This window comes from Nonomuraea sp. NPDC048892, assembly GCF_040649735.1.
In the GTDB taxonomy this organism is placed as follows: domain Bacteria; phylum Actinomycetota; class Actinomycetes; order Streptosporangiales; family Streptosporangiaceae; genus Nonomuraea; species Nonomuraea maheshkhaliensis.
The window spans coordinates 1-18380 of record NZ_JBEZFZ010000001.1; the positions used below are offsets into that span (position 1 = coordinate 1).

At 68.4% G+C, this 18380-nt stretch carries 17 protein-coding genes and 1 riboswitch; of the genes, 5 read left to right on the plus strand and 12 right to left on the minus strand.

All coding sequences use genetic code 11. The annotated features are described in order from the left end of the window. The 4 genes from AB0C28_RS00005 to AB0C28_RS00020 form a co-directional block, all read right to left on the minus strand. On the minus strand, window positions 1-1532 hold a 1532-nt coding region (locus AB0C28_RS00005), incomplete at its 3' end, for a Clp protease N-terminal domain-containing protein (protein WP_357789239.1). A 1643-nt stretch (window positions 1533-3175) separates the two neighbouring features. Next, the gene (locus AB0C28_RS00010; protein WP_106243615.1) at window positions 3176-3508 is read right to left on the minus strand and encodes an Lsr2 family protein; all 333 of its coding nucleotides are present in this window, start codon (window positions 3506-3508) and stop codon (window positions 3176-3178) included. A gap of 513 nt (window positions 3509-4021) precedes the next feature. Continuing rightward, window positions 4022-4510 carry an RDD family protein gene (locus tag AB0C28_RS00015; RefSeq protein WP_358072324.1) on the minus strand — a complete coding sequence of 163 codons (489 nt, stop codon included), beginning with the start codon at window positions 4508-4510 and terminating at the stop codon, window positions 4022-4024. 105 nt (window positions 4511-4615) lie between these two features. Then, the gene (locus AB0C28_RS00020) at window positions 4616-5110 is read right to left on the minus strand and encodes an RDD family protein (RefSeq protein ID WP_357862833.1); all 495 of its coding nucleotides are present in this window, start codon (window positions 5108-5110) and stop codon (window positions 4616-4618) included. Between the two features lie 165 nt (window positions 5111-5275). On the opposite strand from AB0C28_RS00020, the gene AB0C28_RS00025 reads away from it, so the two are divergent. After that, window positions 5276-6115, plus strand: coding sequence for a hypothetical protein (locus tag AB0C28_RS00025; RefSeq protein WP_358073187.1), 840 nt, complete (start codon window positions 5276-5278; stop codon window positions 6113-6115). Window positions 6116-6125: 10 nt separating this feature from the next. Here AB0C28_RS00025 and AB0C28_RS00030 read toward each other — a convergent pair whose 3' ends face one another. After that, entirely contained in the window at window positions 6126-6695 is a 570-nt protein-coding gene (locus AB0C28_RS00030) for an amino-acid N-acetyltransferase (RefSeq protein ID WP_357862728.1), read from the minus strand. A gap of 280 nt (window positions 6696-6975) precedes the next feature. Then, window positions 6976-7125: riboswitch (cyclic di-AMP (ydaO/yuaA leader) on the plus strand. Between the two features lie 5 nt (window positions 7126-7130). Here AB0C28_RS00030 and AB0C28_RS00035 point away from each other — a divergent pair. Beyond that, the gene (locus tag AB0C28_RS00035) at window positions 7131-8174 is read left to right on the plus strand and encodes a C40 family peptidase (RefSeq protein WP_358072326.1); all 1044 of its coding nucleotides are present in this window, start codon (window positions 7131-7133) and stop codon (window positions 8172-8174) included. 46 nt (window positions 8175-8220) lie between these two features. On the opposite strand, the gene AB0C28_RS00040 is transcribed toward AB0C28_RS00035, so the two are convergent. Next, the gene (locus AB0C28_RS00040) at window positions 8221-8433 is read right to left on the minus strand and encodes a LuxR C-terminal-related transcriptional regulator (protein ID WP_090937160.1); all 213 of its coding nucleotides are present in this window, start codon (window positions 8431-8433) and stop codon (window positions 8221-8223) included. Window positions 8434-8578: 145 nt separating this feature from the next. On the opposite strand from AB0C28_RS00040, the gene AB0C28_RS00045 reads away from it, so the two are divergent. Then, window positions 8579-8779 (plus strand): hypothetical protein, encoded by a 201-nt coding sequence (locus AB0C28_RS00045; RefSeq protein WP_358072328.1) that lies wholly within the window; start codon window positions 8579-8581, stop codon window positions 8777-8779. A 607-nt stretch (window positions 8780-9386) separates the two neighbouring features. Here the strand turns inward: AB0C28_RS00045 and lysX are convergent. Further along, window positions 9387-10868 (minus strand): bifunctional lysylphosphatidylglycerol synthetase/lysine--tRNA ligase LysX, encoded by a 1482-nt coding sequence (gene lysX / locus AB0C28_RS00050; protein WP_358072330.1) that lies wholly within the window; start codon window positions 10866-10868, stop codon window positions 9387-9389. A gap of 148 nt (window positions 10869-11016) precedes the next feature. On the opposite strand from lysX, the gene AB0C28_RS00055 reads away from it, so the two are divergent. Further along, a complete protein-coding gene (locus tag AB0C28_RS00055) occupies window positions 11017-11490 on the plus strand; it encodes a hypothetical protein (RefSeq protein ID WP_357862734.1) in 474 nt (157 codons plus the stop codon). Window positions 11491-11550: 60 nt separating this feature from the next. Here AB0C28_RS00055 and AB0C28_RS00060 read toward each other — a convergent pair whose 3' ends face one another. From AB0C28_RS00060 to AB0C28_RS00080, 5 genes are all read right to left on the minus strand, one after another. Beyond that, on the minus strand, window positions 11551-12333 hold the full coding sequence (locus tag AB0C28_RS00060; protein WP_357862736.1) for a type III pantothenate kinase: 783 nt from the start codon (window positions 12331-12333) through the stop codon (window positions 11551-11553). Between the two features lie 3 nt (window positions 12334-12336). After that, a complete protein-coding gene (locus AB0C28_RS00065; protein ID WP_358072332.1) occupies window positions 12337-14862 on the minus strand; it encodes an L-aspartate oxidase in 2526 nt (841 codons plus the stop codon). A gap of 77 nt (window positions 14863-14939) precedes the next feature. Beyond that, window positions 14940-15776 (minus strand): pantoate--beta-alanine ligase, encoded by an 837-nt coding sequence (gene panC, locus AB0C28_RS00070; protein ID WP_358072334.1) that lies wholly within the window; start codon window positions 15774-15776, stop codon window positions 14940-14942. A 22-nt stretch (window positions 15777-15798) separates the two neighbouring features. After that, window positions 15799-16689 (minus strand): DUF2520 domain-containing protein, encoded by an 891-nt coding sequence (locus AB0C28_RS00075; RefSeq protein WP_357862742.1) that lies wholly within the window; start codon window positions 16687-16689, stop codon window positions 15799-15801. A gap of 306 nt (window positions 16690-16995) precedes the next feature. Further along, window positions 16996-17223, minus strand: coding sequence for a chaplin (locus AB0C28_RS00080; RefSeq protein WP_346100808.1), 228 nt, complete (start codon window positions 17221-17223; stop codon window positions 16996-16998). Window positions 17224-17408: 185 nt separating this feature from the next. Here AB0C28_RS00080 and AB0C28_RS00085 point away from each other — a divergent pair, with 185 nt between their 5' ends. Then, window positions 17409-18371 (plus strand): SAM-dependent methyltransferase, encoded by a 963-nt coding sequence (locus tag AB0C28_RS00085; RefSeq protein ID WP_358072336.1) that lies wholly within the window; start codon window positions 17409-17411, stop codon window positions 18369-18371. The last annotated feature ends 9 nt before the right edge of the window (window positions 18372-18380 follow it).

The following is an 18380-nucleotide window of genomic DNA, read 5'->3' on the forward strand; positions in this document are numbered from 1 at the left end:
TGCAGCTCGTCCTCCATGCGGAGCAGGCGCTGCGACTCCTCCTCGGTCAGCTTGAAGACCGGGATGCCGGTGGCGGTCGCCAGAACCTCGGCGATGAGCTCCTGGGTGACCTCGGCGACGACGTCCATGTCGCCGGCCTTCCACTCCTTCTCCCGCCGCTCGCGCTTGAGCTGCAGCTGCTTCTCCTGGTCGCGGAGGGCAGCGGCCTTCTCGAAGTCCTGCGCGTCGATCGCGGACTCCTTGTCGCGACGGACGTTGGCGATCTTCTCGTCGTATTCGCGCAGGTCCGGCGGAGCGGTCATCCGGCGGATGCGCATCCGGGAGCCGGCCTCGTCGATGAGGTCGATCGCCTTGTCGGGAAGGTAGCGGTCGCTGATGTAGCGGTCGGCCAGCTGCGCGGCGGCGACCAGCGCGTCGTCGGTGATGGACACGCGGTGGTGCGCCTCGTAGCGGTCGCGCAGACCCTTGAGGATCTCGATCGTGTGGCTGAGCGAAGGCTCGGCCACCTGGATCGGCTGGAACCGGCGCTCGAGCGCCGCGTCCTTCTCCAGGTATTTGCGGTATTCGTCGAGCGTGGTCGCACCGATCGTCTGCAGCTCGCCGCGGGCCAGCATCGGCTTGAGGATGCTGGCGGCGTCGATCGCGCCCTCGGCGGCACCCGCACCCACGAGCGTGTGCAGCTCGTCGATGAACAGGATGATGTCGCCGCGCGTGCGGATCTCCTTGAGCACCTTCTTCAGGCGCTCTTCGAAGTCACCGCGGTAACGCGAGCCGGCCACCAGAGCACCGAGGTCAAGCGTGTAGAGCTGCTTGTCCTTCAGCGTCTCGGGCACCTCGCCCCTGACGATCTTCTGCGACAGGCCTTCGACGACGGCGGTCTTGCCGACGCCGGGCTCGCCGATGAGAACGGGGTTGTTCTTGGTCCTCCTGGAGAGGACCTGCATGACCCGCTCGATCTCCTTCTCACGGCCGATGACCGGATCCAGCTTGCCCTCGCGGGCGGCCTGGGTCAGGTTGCGGCCGAACTGGTCGAGCACCAGGGAGGTCGACGGAGCGGACTCCTGCGGCCCGCCGGCCGCGGCCGGCTCCTTGCCCTGGTAACCGTGGAGCAACTGGATGACCTGCTGCCTGACACGGTTGAGATCAGCTCCAAGCTTGACCAGCACCTGAGCCGCCACACCCTCACCCTCACGGATGAGCCCGAGCAGGATGTGCTCGGTGCCGATGTAGTTGTGACCCAGCTGCAAAGCCTCACGGAGCGACAGCTCGAGGACCTTCTTGGCCCGCGGGGTGAACGGAATGTGCCCCGACGGAGCCGACTGGCCCTGGCCGATGATCTCCTCGACCTGCTGGCGCACACCCTCAAGGCTGATGCCGAGGCTCTCCAGAGCCTTGGCGGCTACGCCCTCACCTTCGTGGATCAAACCAAGAAGAATGTGCTCAGTGCCGATGTAGTTGTGGTTGAGCATCCTGGCCTCTTCTTGGGCCAAGACGACAACACGCCTCGCTCGGTCGGTGAACCTCTCGAACATCTCGTCGCTCCTCACAGAGCGGTCAGTCAGGCCGGTAAATCCGGTCCCGTCCTCCCGCATGCTAGCCCTGGCTCGGCGAACCGTGCCCACTGCCGCTGACACGCTCTATAGCAGACACGTTCCCCGAGAGCAGGGCGTTCACCCTCCATCCAACTACTGTTCGGGGGTGACGTGTTCCCGATACGCCGCAAGCGAACGATGTTTAGGACCCTTCGCGGAAGCGGCTCCATAACGCCGCACACGGTGTACGCGGACCCACACGGATCGGCCATCGGACGCTCGGTGCGAAGGCCGGCACGGGGACGCCCTTCACCCCTGCATCTCAGATGCCGCGTCCGTATCTGTTACGCCAAACATCCTATGTCGCGGCCCAATGCTTGGCCAAACGTGCGCGCTACGCCCTGAGCACAACGGGGCACGGAACGCACACCGCAACGACGGCGCGGAACGCACACCCTGTCGGCACGGTACTTATGCCGTATCCGACACCCGTATCCGACAGCCGCTGCCGACGCGCGCCGAGCGGCGCACTGAACGCACACCGGGCACCGCGCCGATGTACCACCGAGCGCCGCTTCCCACAGCACTCACCGTAATCGGATTTCCGCCATCCGGTCAGCCGGGTTACCGGAGTTCATCCCGCATCTTGAGACGGCACCCCCGCCGCCCTTGGCATTCGCCACCACTCGGCGCACTCTTCGGTTGTACGGCAAACGCAATCTCACGCACTCACAGAGTGACGACTTTGTGAGTGCTTGCCCCGAGAAGCGGCAATCTCTGAGGCGTGCTCATGCTTGTGGGTTATGCTCGCTCCGGCACATCGCTCGGCACCGGTTTTGCGCGCCTCAACCGTCCGGTCACAGGGCCGGGTTTTGCCCGGCTCACCCGCCCGTCACGGGATCAGGTTTTGCGTCGCCCGTCCGCCCCCGCGGCGCCGGGTTTTGCGCCGCTCGTACGCATCCGGCGCGGGCTCGGGTTTTGCGCGTGCCCCCGCATCGCGGCCCAGGCCGGGTATTCGCTCCCGCCCCGCATCGCGGTTCGTACGGGATTTCCTGGAAGCTCGGCCATCGGCACCGGACGGGTTTTGCGGAGCTCACCCATCCGTACGCGCCGGGTAATCCGTGACCCCACGCATCCGTTGGAGCGGGGTAATCCGTACCGGAACCGATCACCGCACGGCCGGTTTCCTCCGTACGGCGGCGGCCTGGATCATGCTTTTGCGCTACAGCGCGTGAAGATCGGCGCCCGGTTAACCGACGCCATGTTTTCCCTATGGCCCGTTCCATAGCCGCATTGGCGTGAGGTGAGGGCTTTGCGCCACCTCGGGCCGACCCGGTTTGCGCCACCACGGCCGGCCCGGAGACCGGCCTCTCACCCGGCGCATCCGCCGCGCCGAATGAGGCATGACGACGGCCCCGCACGGCTTTGCGCGCGGGGCCGTCGCATTACAGCGTCTCGCCCTGTGAAACGGCGTCAGGGCGGAGCCGGCAAGACGCATGCCCTAATCGCCCACATTTGGGCGCTCAGAAGATCATCGTCCGAGACGCTCCGGTTTCCGGAACGTCCAGGAAACGATCATGCGCTTATGGCGGTCGCCGGGGTCCAAGGCGAACATCATAAGCGCATGGTCGAGAGCCGGCCCCTTAGTGAGCAGCTTCGTACTTCTCCACGACCGTGGAGGCGATGCGGCCGCGCTCGCTGACCGGCAGGCCGTGGGCCTTGGCCCACTGCCGGATCTCCGAGCTCTTCTCGCGGCTCATCGCCCGGTTGCCGCCGCGGCCACGACGACGGGTGGAGACGGCGCCCGCCCTGCGCGCATGCTGCACGAAAGGCGTGAGAGCGTCCCGCAGCTTCTTCGCGTTAAGGTCGCTGAGGTCAATCTCATAGGTGGAGCCGTCAATAGCGAAGCTGACCGTCTCATTGGCCTCGCCCCCATCGAGGTCATCGATGAGAATCTCCTGGATCTGCTTGGCCATGTACGCAATCCTTTCGCGGAGCATTGTTTCATTCGCCTGCCCAAACATATACCCGGAAAGGCGTGGAGACAATTCAGCGCTACGGGGATTCGGCTGACTAGCCGATCAGTTCTGGCTCTCGGGCTGATCCTCGCGGTTTCGACGGCCCTGGACGGCCTCGGACCGGACCAACTTCACTACGCCAAAGATGAAGGCGCCACCCACCACCACCGGGGGGATGAGCGCTGACAATACGTCTGTTAGGGCTTCCATTCGTCCTCGCCTCCACGGCCAGCGGGGTTTCGGGGGCGCAAAAAGCGCTGGGAGCGTGACCGCAGAGAGCCCCGCTCCCTCAAGACACGCAGGCTACAACCACCCGCATCCGACCATAGCGGCACACAGCTGCCCTGCGTGTCACAGGGGCGCCGACACCCGGCAACCCAGACGCCCCATAGCCTAATGCCAGTCTCTCCAGGCTCCTTACCGGATCAAGCGAAAATTTTGCGAAAAGGCATCCGCCCAGGTACGCCCGGCTCAGCGAAGATCTTTTACCACGCGCGTTCCCGCCGCCCTGTCGTGCGGACCCCGCTCCAGCGGCTTGTCGATCAGGACGAGCAACCCTACGCCGAACAGCGACATTCCGGCCAGGAGATTGACCACCGGAATGCCCATCAGCATGAGCGGGGCGGGATAGATCAGTGCTCGTTTGAGCAGTGCACGGGCCTGAAGACCCTGCGGCGCCAGGCGAATCCGCATGATCGCCTTACCGAACGTCCTGCCGTGGCGGGAATGAGCCAGCCAGTCGTAGCCGGCATATGCCAGCCCCGCCACCGCCCATGCCAACACGCCGGGCAGTCGTCCGCCGAACACGTCGGCCATCCCGACAGTTCGGAAGAACCCCCATAGCCCGATGAACAGAATGTAATAGAAGACCCCGAAGACGAGTGCTTCAATCAGCCGGGCGCCGAGGCGTTCCCACCATTCAGCGGGTGGCGCGTCCGGGCGCGGCGCGGTCCCGGCCATAACTCCCACCTCGCGTCTCGGCGTAGGGACCTCATTGTGTACGGCCCCACGCCCAAAACATAGGGGCCGGCGCGAAGCCGGCCCCTGGTTTTGCGGAGAGAAGACCTACTTGATCTTCACCACCACGGTCTTCGCGAACTTGTCCGCGAAGGTCTGCTGCAACGGCTTGTCCCACAGCTGCGAGGCGCCGTTGAGCGCCACCACGGCCCAGCCGACCAGCCAGCCGACGAACGGGACCACGTTGAGGATCCAACCGCCCCACGTCACGCCGGCGCGCTTGAGCGCCATGTCGGTGGGCAGGCCACCGGGCGGCATCATCTGCCCGATCGGGACGACCTTGATGCCCATCACCATCTTGCCGACGGTCTGGCCCTTCGACTTCAGCAGGAAGAAGTCGTAGACCACCCACAGCGCCGTCACGATCACGCTCGTCAGGATCCCCACCACCGAGGAGGTGAGGAGGCCACTGCTCGCGCCCGTCTGGGAGGAGTAGCTGGCGACGAGGAAGAGGCCGAAGATCACGCCGATGACGATGTTGATGATGTAGAGGATGACGATGTCGATGATCCTCGCCACCAACCGCTGCCACCACTCCGCCAGCGGAGCCGGCGCGCCGGGCGGCTGGACGCCGACCGGCTGGCCGTAGGCCTGCCCGTAACCGGGCTGCTGGCCGTAGCCCCCCTGCCCGTACTGCTGCTGCTGCCCGTAACCCTGCTGCTGACCGTAGGCCTGCTGCTGGTCATAGCCCTGCTGGCCGTAACCGGGTTGCGACTGCTGCTGCTGCCCATAGCCCTGCTGGCCGTAAGCCTGCTGGTCGTAGCCCTGCTGGCCGTAGCCGGGCTGGGACTGCTGCTGCTGGCCGTAACCCTGCTGCTGACCGTAGTCCTGCTGGCCGTAGCCGGGTTGCGACTGCTGCTGCTGACCGTACTGGGGCTGCTGACCCGACTGAGGCTGCTGGCCGTAGCCCTGCTGCCCGTACTGAGCCTGCTGACCGTAGTCAGGCTGAGACTGCTGCTGCTGTCCATAGCCCTGCTGCTGACCGTAGTCCTGCTGGCCATAGCCCGGCTGCGACTGCTGCTGCTGACCGTACTGCGGCTGCTGACCCGACTGAGGCTGCTGGCCGTAGCCCTGCTGCCCGTACTGAGCCTGCTGACCGTAGTCAGGCTGAGACTGCTGCTGCTGACCGTAGTCCTGCTGGCCATAGCCCTGCTGGCCGTAGCCGGGCTGGGACTGCTGCTGCTGTCCGTAGCCCTGCTGCTGACCGTACTGGGGCTGCTGGCCGTATTGCTGCTGCTGGCCGTAGCCCTGCTGGCCGTAGCCGGGCTGGGACTGCTGCTGCTGTCCGTAGCCCTGCTGCTGGCCGTACTGGGGCTGCTGCCCATAGGCGTCGTCCGCCCGGTAGCCGACCACAGTGACGTCGGGGTCGGGCTCGCCGGGGTGGCGGCCCGAGTTCTGCTGCCCGTAAGGGGTGCCGGGGGCAGAGTTTTCTCCGGAGTCGTCCTGTGGATACGGCGGCTGTCCGGTGCTCACCGTGTCACCTCGCTTCGAGTGCGCATGTGGCACGTGTCAGGACACATGCCTGTGCTGCCCAACGTATCGACATAGGTATCAACAATCACCTTTCCATCTGGTCAAGGTCCGCGTCACCCGATGTCAGATGGAGCAGCATGCGGGTGTTGCCCAGGGTGTTCGGTTTGACGTGTTCCAGGTCGAGGAACTCCGCCACGCCCTCGTCGTAGGAGGCGAGAAGTTCGGCGTACACCTCGGGTGAGACGGGGGTGCCCTGTATCGGGCGGAACCCGAGTCTCGCGAAGAAATCGACCTCAAAAGTTAGACAGAATACACGCCGCAGACCCAGATCCGTCGCCTGCTGTATCAGCGCCGAGACGATCCGATGGCCGACGCCCATGCCCCGGCACTCGGGATCCACGGCCACGGTGCGGACCTCCGCGAGGTCCTCCCACAGCACGTGGAGCGCGCCGCAGCCGACTACCTGCCCGCCCCGCTCGGCCACCCAGAACTCCTGCACGTCTTCGTACAGGGTCACTGTGGCCTTCTCCAGGAGCCGCGGGCCCGCGCCCGCGTAGGTGTCCACTAGCCTCCTGACCGTGCGCACATCCGGCGTGCGGGCACGCCGGACCACCACCGCGGTCTCGGGCATCGTCAGTTCGGCCACCTGCTCCATGGCTCTCCAGAGTACAGATGTCATTACGGCTCGGCCCTAACTGCCATGTCCCGGCCCATCCTGTTACATGACCCGGTCATATGGGCGCGTCCCTGGCGCCGACCTCGCGGCTGCGGCGGAAGCAAGGGCAAAGGGGACATAAAGTCGCTTCTGTACGAGTGACCACGAGATCACCTTGTGACCCTTCGGTTGTGAAACCTCTACAGACTCGGCAGTTCTGGTTGAGCACGAACCCGGAGTGCATTAGTGTCCTGCGACGATGTCCCCCACGTGTCACAACGTGAGGGACACGCCCAATTCCCGTGAGGGAAGCCGGGGACCCGCCGGTGACGACCCCCATCGTCACCACTGGGGTGAATCCGAATCGTTCGGTAGGGCTGCTCCGGCCCGAACCCGTCAGCTAACCCGGTAGGCGTCCATGAGAGGAGCTCGTTGGTGAAGCGCACGCACGACGGTGGGGGGAAGACGGCGGGCAAGCACGCCCGCCCTCCGGAACGACCTCGGCGGCCACACCGCTTCGGTGTGGTGAGTCTCACGATCGCCGCGGTCCTCCTCGCGATCCCCGTCGCCTCGGCGTCCGCCGATCCCAAGCCCTCGCTCAAGGAGCTGGCCAAGCGGGTCGAGAAGATGCACACCGAGATCGAGACGCTGAGCGAGCAGTACAACGGCCAGCGGGAGAAGCTCAAGACCGCCAAGAAGGCCGCAGAGGCCGCGAAGAAGACCCTGGCCACCAGTGAGGCCGATCTCGCCGCCAAGCGGGCCAAGGCCGCCATGCTCGCCGAGAACGCCTACATCACGGGCGGCCTGGGCCGGGTGCTGGCGTTCACCACCTCCAAGGACCCCGACACCTTCCTCGACCGCGCCGCCACCACGTACGTGCTGGAGCAGCAGCAGGGCGAGGCGGTCAACCAGGTCACCAAGGCCAGGGCGGCCGCCGAGCGGGCCAGGGCCGGCGCCAAGGCGCGCATCGACGAGGTCGAGCAGCTCGTCAACGAGCTGGGCGGCAAGCGCGACAAGATCACCAAGCTGGTCACCAAGGTCGAGAGCAACCTGTTCAGCCGGGCGCTGGGCGAGGCCGGGCGGCCCGGCACCCGCGCGACCCGCGTCGACCTGCCGATCGTCGGCGCCGGCAAGGCCGCCCAGGCCGCGCGCTGGGCGCTCACACAGCAGCTCAAGCCGTACGTCTGGGGCGCCGAGGGGCCGAGCTCCTTCGACTGCTCCGGTCTGGTCATGGCCGCCTACCAGAGGGTGGGCATCTCACTGCCCCACTACACCGGCAGCCAGTGGACGGCGGGCCGGCACATCCCGCGCGAGCAGATGCGGCCGGGCGACCTGGTGTTCTTCTACAGCGACCTGCACCACGTCGGCATCTATCTCGGCGGCGGCATGATGGTGCACGCGCCGCGGACCGGTGACGTGGTGCGCATCGCCTCGATCGCCAACCGGCCGTTCGCCGGCGCCGTACGCATCGCCGACTGAGCCCCTGCCCACGGCTCGCCGGCGCTGTCGCCAGACGTGCCCGCCGCTAGATCAGCTGGCGGCGGGCCGCCCAGGCCACGGCCTCGATCGCCGTGGCCACGCCGATGCGGTCGCAGATGCCGCGCAATCGCCGACGTACGGTACGACCGCTGATGTCCAGACGTCTGCCCACCCGGTCAACCGTGACTCCCTTGGCCAGCTCCGACAGCAACGCAAGATCGGCATGACTCAGCTCGACGCCTTCAGTGAGCACATCCATCGGGAGCCCTCCCCCCCAACAGCTGAACTTGGGCCTCTCAAGTGGGCCGAAGTCGCTCCTCGCAGACGTTAAACGCATCCTGGAAAGGTCGTCAAGCATGACAATCCGAGCTCTTGACGAGCGCTATTGACATGATCCGATATATATGACGCACTCGCGATATGTCGCTAATGATCGTCGGGCGATACGCGAAGTCATCGAGCCTTCCGCGCAGGCCGGATCCGCAATGACGAACGCGGTGGACGTGCTGGGTTTTGATCCATTCGACGGCGAATTTCTGCGTGATCCTTATCCCCGTCATCGCGATCTTCGCGCCTGGACCGCTTTGTTCCGCACGCGCGTCTGATCACTCGCAGCCACCACGCACGTCCTCCGCACCCTGCCGCTCCGCGATCCGCGCTGCGGTCGCGGCACCGCGCCCATGGCCGGCACAGGCCCAGGTCAGCAGGCCGGGCCGCTCGTACGGACGGACCCGCAGGAGCGCACCTGGCCGCGCGCCCTGGTGATCAGGGCGTCACTTTCCGCAGGTGCCGGCGTCCGAGCCCGCGCCTGGAGGTGATCACCGGCGACCTGCTCGCCGCTCCGCCCGGCGAGCCCGCTCTCGGGTCCGCTCCGGCGTGGTCACTTCCGGACACGACGATCAGCGAACCGCTCGGAGCGCCTGCGGAGGATCACGAACGGAGCCGCGGCCGTAGTGAGATCCTGGCGCGCGCCTTGACCCGATGCTTACAGCGGCGCTCGGGCCGGGAACCGGGCGGGCCGGAAGGGAGTTTCACGACTACGCCGTGACGAGAGTGCGGGAGCTGAGAGCCCGAGTCGGCCTCATCGCCGACGGCTGAGGCCAGGCGCACCCCGGCGCACCGGGGCGGGACCGGTGCGCACCCGGGCGGGGCCGGTTCGATCCCGGGCAAGGCCCGGCGCGGCCCGACGGGGCCGCGCCGGGTGACCGTGACTCAGTGGGTGGGCTTGACCAGCGGGAACAGGATCGTCTCGCGAATGTTCCTGCCGGTGAACGCCATGATCATCCGGTCGATGCCGGCGCCCATGCCCCCTGTGGGCGGCATGGCGTATTCGAGCGCCTGCAAGAAGTCCTCGTCGACCTGCATGGCCTCGGGGTCGCCCCCGGCCGCCAGCAGCGACTGCTCCACCAGCCGGCGCCGCTGCTCGATCGGGTCGTTGAGCTCGGAGTAGGCGGTGCCCAGCTCGGTGCCGAAGCCGATCAGGTCCCACTTCTCGGTCAGCAGCGGGTCGTCGCGGTGGTTGCGGGCCAGCGGGGACGTCTCCAGCGGATAGTCCATCACGAACGTGGGCTGGACCAGCGTGTGCTCGACCAGCGCCTCGAACAGCTCCTGCACGATCTTGCCCGAGCCCCACTTCGGGTCCCAGTGGATCTCGCGCCGGTCGGCCAGCTTGCGCAGCTCCTCCAGGGTGGTGGAGGTGGTGATCTCCTCGCCCACGGCCTGCGACACCGCGCCGTAGAGGGTGATGCGCGGCCACTCGGGCAGGCCGAGGTCGATCTCCTTGCCGTCGTGGACGACCACCGTGGTGTCCAGGGCGGCCACCACGGCCTTCTGGTACATCCGCTGGGTGAGGTCGGCCATGTCGTTGTAGTCGAGGTAGGTGCCGTACGCCTCGATCATGGTGAACTCGGGGTTGTGCGTCGAGTCGGCGCCTTCGTTGCGGAAGTTGCGGTTGATCTCGAAGACCTTCTCGATGCCGCCCACCACGAGCCGCTTGAGGTAGAGCTCGATCGCGATGCGAAGGTAGAGCTCCATGTCGTAGGCGTTGATGTGGGTCTTGAACGGCCGGGCCGTCGCGCCGCCGTGGATCGGCTGCAGCATCGGCGTCTCGACCTCTAGATAGCCCTCTTCGTGCCAGAAGTCGCGCACCGCGCGCACCGTGGCGCTGCGTACCCGCGCCATCGTCCTGGCCTCGTCGTTGACGATGAGGTCGACGTAGCGCTGACGCACCCGCGCCTCGGGGTCGGTGAGGCCGACGTGCTTCTCCGGCAGCGGGCGCAGGCACTTGGAGGTGATCTGCCAGCTCTCGGCCAGGATCGACAGCTCGCCCCTGCGCGAGGTGATGACCTCGCCGCTGACGCCCACGTGGTCGCCCAGGTCGACGTCACGCTTCCAGGCGGCCAGGGACTCCTCGCCGACCTTGTCGAGCGAGATCATCACCTGGAGGTCGGCGCCGCCGTCGCGAAGCGTGGCGAAACAGAGCTTGCCGCCCACACGGTTGAGCATGACGCGCCCCGCGACGGCGACCCGGTCGCCGGTCGCGGTGTCGGGCTCAAGGCCCTCGTATTTCTCCCTGACCTCGGCGTTGGTCGCCGTACGTGGGAAGTTCACCGGGTAAGGATCGACGCCCTCGCTGCGAAGGCGGTCGAGCTTCTCCCTCCGGATGCGCATCTGCTCGGGAAGTTCGTCGCTCACAACATCAAAGGGTAGGGGATATGGCGAACTGCAAGGGCTCGTCGGTCTGCTGCAGACTTTCTGCAAGGCCCCGCGCCTATCAATGTCTCACGAGCTCGAAGGGGGGTGCCGGCAAAGAGCCGGCCCGAGGGGAGCTCAAGGAGACGAGATGTTCAAGAAGATCGCGACCGGCCTCGCCGCCGTCGCCGCGACCAGCGCTCTGGCCCTGGCGCTTCCCGCCGCCGCCTACGCGAGCACGCCCGACGACCACTCCGAGTACTGGGGCCCCGTCTACGCCAAGCACTTCAAGGCCAAGGCGCAGGGCTGGGTGGGCGTCGACTGGGACCACGACGGCGAGTCCAACGAGGTCACGGTCAGAGGCCGGCTTTGGGACCTGGACAACCGCACCTACCGCGCCGGCGGCAAGTGCGCGTTCGTGAAGTTCGAGGCCAGCGACTTCGACCACGACTGGTCGCCGGTCTACTACAAGAAGTACTGCGGCTACCCGGGCTCGAAGTGGTTCCAGTTCCAGGAGCACGACGTCTTCAGCCTGCGGGCGAAGGTCTGCCAGATCGGCCCCCACAGCAACTTCCCCGTCAAGTGCGGCCACTGGCAGTACATCTACACCGCCGAGAGCGAGTGACGGGTGAAAGCGCGAGCGGCCCCCCACCCGAGCGGGGGGCCGCTCGTCGTGTGCCGGAGCTCAGGCGGTGTTGCGATGGTAGACGAGCCGCAGCCCGATGAGGGTCAGCCACGGCTCGTGCACGTCGATCGAACGTGACTCGCCCACGACCAGCGCCGCGTGCCCGCCGGTGGCGACGACCGTCACCTCGTCGGGGTCGTCGGCCAGTTCGGCCGTCATGCGCTCGACGATGCCGTCCACTTGGCCGGCGAAGCCGTAGATGATCCCGGCCTGCAGCGCCTCGACCGTGTTCTTGGCGATCACCGAGCGCGGCCTGACCAGCTCGACCTTGTGCAGTTGGGCTCCGGCGGCGGCCAGGGCGTCCACCGAGATCTCGATGCCGGGGGCGGTGACCGCGCCGACGTATTCGCCCTTGGCGGAGACGGCGTCGAACGAGGTCGCGGTGCCGAAGTCGACGATGACGCAGGGGCCGCCGTACTGGTCGATGGCGGCCAGCGCGTTCACGATGCGGTCGCTGCCGACCTCTTTGGGGTTGTCCATCCGTACGGGCACCCCGGTGCGGATGCCCGGCTCCACGATCACGGCGGTCACGTCGCCGTAGTAACGGCGGCACATCTCACGCATCTCGTTGAGCACGCTCGGCACCGTGGAGCAGATGGCGATGCCGTCGATGTCGGCCCCCTTGAGCAGCGGCGACTGGCTCAGCAGCCCCTGGAGGACGACGGCGATCTCGTCGGCGGTACGGCGGGCGTCGGTGGCCAGCCTCCAGTGCTCGATGACGTCCTCGCCCTCGAACAACCCCAGCACCGTGTGCGTGTTGCCGACGTCGATCGTGAGCAGCATTCATTACCCCCGCAGATCCAGAGCGATGTCAAGGGCCGGCGCTGAGTGCGTCAGGGCTCCCACCGCAAGGTAGTCAACGCCAGTTTCCGCCACATCACGGGCCGATTCCAAGGTCAATCCCCCGCTCGCCTCAAGAGCAACCCTATTTTTCGCCCGATTTTTCACGATATGTACGGCACGCGCGGTGTCCTCGACCGTGAAGTTGTCCAGCAGGATCAGCTCAGCCCCTTCGTCGAGCACGGGGTCGAGCTGGTCGAGCCGGTCGATCTCCACCTCGATCGGCAGGTCGGGGTAGCGCTCCCTGACCGCCCTGAACGCCTCGGCCACCCCGCCCGCGGCCACGACGTGGTTGTCCTTGATCAGAGCGGCGTCCGACAGCGACATCCGGTGGTTCACGCCGCCGCCGCTGCGTACCGCGTACTTCTCCAATGCCCGCAGGCCGGGCAGGGTCTTGCGGCTGTCGCGCACCCGCGCGCCCGTGCCGCCGACGGCCTCGGCCCAGCGCGCGGTCAGCGTGGCCACTCCCGACAGGTGGGTGAGCAGGTTGAGCGCGGTGCGCTCGGCCGTCAGCAGGGCGCGTACGGGGCCCTCGACGGTCATCAGCACGTCCCCGGCCCGCACCCGCTCGCCGTCCTTGGCACCGCGCTCGGCGCGGGCGGCCCCGAGCCGGACGAACACCGCCTCGGCCACCGCCAGCCCGGCCACCACACCGTCCCTGCGGGCCACCACGTCGGCCACCGCGCGCTGCCCCTCGGGGATCGTGGCCAGGCTCGTCACATCGCCCGCGTCCTGCAGATCCTCGGTCAGCGCGCGGTCGATCAGCGCGTCCACCTCGGCCGGGTCCAGCCCGGCCGCCGTGAGCTCCTGCGCCAGGCGCGGCGTCATCGCGTCCCCATGCGGCGTGTACGTCATGCGGAGGCCCTCCTTCGTCAGGGTCACGTCGAGGTGGCCCAGCCATTCGTCGTCGTCGCGGGTGTCGTGGTCCTCGCGCCAGTGTGAGCCGCGCGTCTCCAGCCTGGCGGCCGCCGCGCCCGTGAGCACGGTGGCGACGGTGAGCAGGTTCGTGGCCTCCCACGCCTCGGTGCAGGCGGCCACCTCGACCGGGGTCCAGCGGGCGTCCCGCAGCGCACTGGCGGTGGCGACCAGCGACTCGCGGCTGCGCAGCACGCTCGCGCCGGTGCTCATGTGGGCCTGGATCCTCGCCCTGACCCGCGGGTCCACCAGCCCTTCCGCGGCCGTGCCCGGCACCGGCTCCCCCGGCGCGGGCCGCCGCGCGTGCACGTCGGCGGCGATGCGCTCGGCGAACACGAGCCCTTCGAGCAGGGAGTTGGAGGCCAGCCGGTTGGCGCCGTGCACGCCGGTGCAGGCGACCTCGCCGCAGGCGTAGAGACCCTCGATGGAGGTACGGCCGTGCAGGTCCGTACGCACGCCGCCGCTGGCGTAGTGGGCGGCCGGCGAGACCGGGATCGGCTGCGTGACCGGGTCGATGCCGTGCTCGCGGCAGACCGCGTAGATCGTGGGGAAGCGCGACTCCCACTTCTCCCTGCCGAAGTGGCGGCCGTCGAGGAAGACGTGGTCGCGGCCGTTGGCCCGCATCGTGCGCATGATGGCCTTGGCCACCACGTCGCGCGGCGCGAGGTCGCCCAGCTCGTGCGCGCCCTCCATGAACCGGCGGCCTTCGTGGTCGATGAGGAAGGCGCCCTCGCCCCTGACAGCCTCGGAGATCAGCGGCTGCTGCCCGGTCGAGCCCTCGCCGAGCCACAGCACGGTCGGGTGGAACTGGACGAACTCCAGGTCGCGCACCACCGCTCCGGCCCGCAGCGCGAGGGCCACGCCGTCGCCGGTGGAGACGACCGGGTTGGTGGTGGCGGCGTAGACCTGGCCCATGCCGCCGGTCGCCAGCACCACCGCCCTGGCGTGCACCGCGCCCACGCCGTCGCGCGCGCCCTCGCCCATGACGTGCAGCGTCACGCCCCTGGCCCGGCCCTTCGCGTCTTTCAGCAGGTCGAGCACCAGCGCGTGCTCGATCACCTCGATCGAGCCGGCCCGCACCGCCTCGACCAGCGCCCGCTGGACCTCGGCGCCGGTGGCGTCGCCACCCGCGTGCACGATCCGGCGGCGCCGGTGCCCGCCTTCCCTGGTGAGCTGGAGCTCCCCGTCGACCGTCCGGTCGAAGCGGGCGCCCCGTGCCATCAGCCGGCGCAGCGCGTCGGGGCCCTCGGTCACCAGCGTGCGCACCGCCCGTACGTCACAGAGCCCGACCCCCGCCAGCAACGTGTCACTCAGGTGCTCGTCGGGGGTGTCCTCCGGGTCGAGCACGGCCGCGATGCCGCCCTGGGCCCACCGAGTCGAGCCGGACGACAGCACGTCCTTGGTGACGACCAGTACCTTGGCCGCCGGCTCCAGCTCCGCGTAACGCAGGGCCACGGTCAGGCCGGCGATGCCGGAGCCCACCACGACCACGTCGGCCGTGGCGATCCAGCCGGGCTCGGGGGCGGTCAGACGCAGGGGAATCGCCGGTGCACTCATCGGGGGTCTCCTCACTGAGGCGATTTCGTCACTATGACGATAACGCCAGGCGCGGCGTGCCCATGCCCCGGGGGTCCTCAGGCGGGGTTGAGGGTGAGGGTGACGTTGTCGATGAGCCGCGTGGTGCCGACCCTGGCCGCCACCGCGAGCACGGCCAGGCCCTCGTACGACTCGCTCACTTCGGCGAACGTGGCCGGATCCACCAGCGCCAGATAGTCCACCTCAAGCCCGGGTCCCGCCTCGTCGAGCACGGCCATCGCCGTACGCCTGATCTCGGACGGGGTGAGCCGGGCCGCCCCCGCCCGCAGGGCCTGCGAGAGCGCCAGGGCCAGCCGCCGGTCATCCTCCGACAGGAAGCGGTTGCGGCTGGACAGGGCCAGGCCGTCGGGCTCGCGTACGGTCGGCGACCCCAGGATCTCGATCGGCAGGTCGAAGTCGGCGACCATGCGGCGGATGAGGGCCAGTTGCTGGGCGTCCTTCTGCCCGAAGACGGCCAGATCGGGCTGGACCAGGTTGAACAGCTTGAGCACCACCGTGAGCATGCCGTCGAAGTGGCCGGGCCTGGCGGCGCCCTCGACGATGCGGCCCATCTCGCCGGAGGAGACGGAGATCTGGCGGTCGGGGGCGTACATGTCCTCGACGGCCGGGTGGAACACGACATCCACGCCTTCGGCGCGGCACACATCGAGATCGGCGTCGAATGTACGGGGATAGCGTGAAAAATCCTCGTTTGGAGAAAATTGAAGAGGATTGACGAAGATACTGACCACGACCTGATCGGCGCGCACCCGGGCCTGCCTGATCAGCGACCGGTGGCCCTCGTGCAGCGCCCCCATGGTCGGGACCAGCGCCACCGTGCCGGCACGGCGCGCCTTGACCAGGTCTTCCCGGTTGCCGGCGACGATCAGCTCCATAAGTGCCCTCCAAGCGCGACGGTCAGGTCCATATATTGCCCCCTAGCGCGTCGAGCAGCCGCTCCGCCTCCTCGGGTTTGAGCAACCCCGCGGCCAGCGCCCGGTCCGCCGTGAGCCTGGCCAGCGCGATGTAGGCGTCGGCCGCCTCCGGGGCGGCCAGGATCAGCGCGTCGACATGCTTGCGCACCGTGCCGGCGTCACCCCGCACGACGGGGCCGGTCAGGCCGGCGATGCCCAGCCGCAGCACGTTGTCGAGCGCCGCGCCGAGCAGCGGGCCCAGCATCCGGCCCGGATGCTCGACGCCGATGCCGCGCAGCAGGTCGGAGGACTCCGCGATGAGCGTGACCATGTGGTTGGCGGCTCCGGCCAGGGCCGCGTGGTAGAGCGGGCGGTCGGCGTCGGCGATCCACACCGGCTCGCCACCCATCTCGATCACCAGCGCCTCGGCCACCGGCCGCAGCACGTCGGGCGCGGTGACGCCGTACGAGATGCCGGTGAGCTTGTTGAGGTCGTCGTCCCTGCCGGTGAAGGTCATCACGGGGTGCAGGGCGAGCGGCAGCGCGCCCGCCTCGGCCGCTGGGTCGAGCACCGACAGCCCGTACGCCCCGCTGGTGTGCACCAGCATCTTGCCCTGGAGGTCGGCGCCCGTGCTGGCCAGCCCGCTGACCAGGCCGGGCAGCGGGTCGTCCGGCACGGTGAGCAGGATGAGCTGGGCCGCGGCCACCACCTCGTCCGGCCTGGACGGCGTGAGGCCGAGCCGCTCGGCCGCCCACCGCTGGGAGGTGTCGGACACTCCGCTGGCGGCCACCACGCGGTGACCCGCCTGCGCCAGCGCGGCACCGAGAGCCGAGCCGACCTTGCCCGCCCCCAGCACGCCGACAGTCAGCCGGGCCGGGCGATCCCCAGCGTCCATGACGTCTCACCCCTGTCGTAATGGCACCGCCGACCAGCGTAACGGCCTTGCGAGAGTGCCAGCGTGACGAGTGCTTTGCCGCGCGTTGAGTTAACGACAAAAGCGACAAGGGCATACAAAGAGCGCACCCCCTGTCGGAAGAGATGAGGAGAGGGGTCACCGTATGAAAACGGGCGCCATGTCCCTTGCCGGAACCTGACGCCCGCACATTGCGACCCCTTGGAGGTGCGCCGGCTGGTCATCCGCCGACTGACCAGTTGGGGACACGAACCCGGGCCGGCCTGCGCCGGCCCGGGTTCGCCGCTGTCAGTGGTGGCTCGGCGCGTACGCGTTGGCCCCGCCCTTGCAGCCCGCCACCGCGAGGCCGATGACCGCGATGGCGTTGCCACAGATGTTGATCGGGGCGGTGATCGGCAGGTGCACCTGGTTGCCGGAGAGCACACCGCCGGCGCCGTTGGTGATGTCGGCGTGGGCCGGAGCGGCCATCGACAGCATGGCGGCGGCACCGGCGACGACCAGGACCTTCTTCAGCATGAGGGCTCCTCTCAGTTTCGCGGCTCCGCGCCGCGCGTGCTCGGGAAGCGATCCGCTCCGCCGGTAGGGGATGGCGCAACGCGATCACTCGATGACAATGGGTAAACGCTATCGCAAGTCGGAGACATTGAGTAGTCATATGATGACAGTGCGTACCCATCGCGAGTCATGAGATAGTCCAGAACATGTGGCTCACCTGGCGCGCCGCCACCGAGCGCGCGCTGTACGGCGAGGAGGGTTTCTACCTCCGCGAACGCCCGTCAGGCCACTTCCGCACCTCGGTCAGCGCCTCGGCCGCCTTCGCAGGAGCCGTGCTGGCGCTGCTCGCGGAAGTGGACGCCGAGCTGGGCAAACCCGACGTGCTCGACCTGGTCGACATCGGCGCGGGCGAGGGTGTGCTGGTCACCCAGGTCCTGGAGTGGGCGCCGCCCGCGTTGCGCGATCGGCTGCGGATCACGGCCGTCGACCTGTCACCCAGGCCGCCCGGCCTGTCCGGGCGCGTCAGCTGGTCCGGCGAGGTGCCCGACGGCATCGTGGGCCTGGTCATCGCCAACGAGTGGCTGGACAACGTGCCGCTCGACGTGGCCGAGCAGACCGCCGAAGGGCCGCGCCTCATCCTGGTCGACGTGCGCACGGGCGAGGAGCGGCTCGGTGGGCCGCTGCGGCCGGCCGACCGGGCCTGGCTGGAGCGGTGGTGGCCGCTGACCCGCGTGGGCTCGCGGGCCGAGATCGGCCTCCCCCGCGACGAGGCCTGGGCCTCGGTCCTGGTACGTCTCCGCAGAGGCCGGGCGATAGCCATCGATTATGCACACCCTGTGGACAACCGGCCGTTGTGCGGCACGCTGACCGGGTACCGCGACGGCGCGGTCGTCACCCCCGTACCCGACGGGACCTGCGACATCACCGCACATGTCGCCCTCGACGCGTGCGCGGCGGCCGGGATCAGGGCCGGTGCGATATCCACAACCTTGTCCACACAACGCGCGGCGCTGCGCGAGCTGGGGGTCACCGGCGCGCGTCCGCCGCTCGACCTGGCCCGCGCCGATCCGCGCGGCTATCTCAAGGCACTGGCGCGGGCCTCGGAGGAGGGCGAGCTGATCGACCCGTCGGGGCTCGGCGGCTTCGGCTGGCTCAGCCAGAAGCGGTGAACGCCGGCA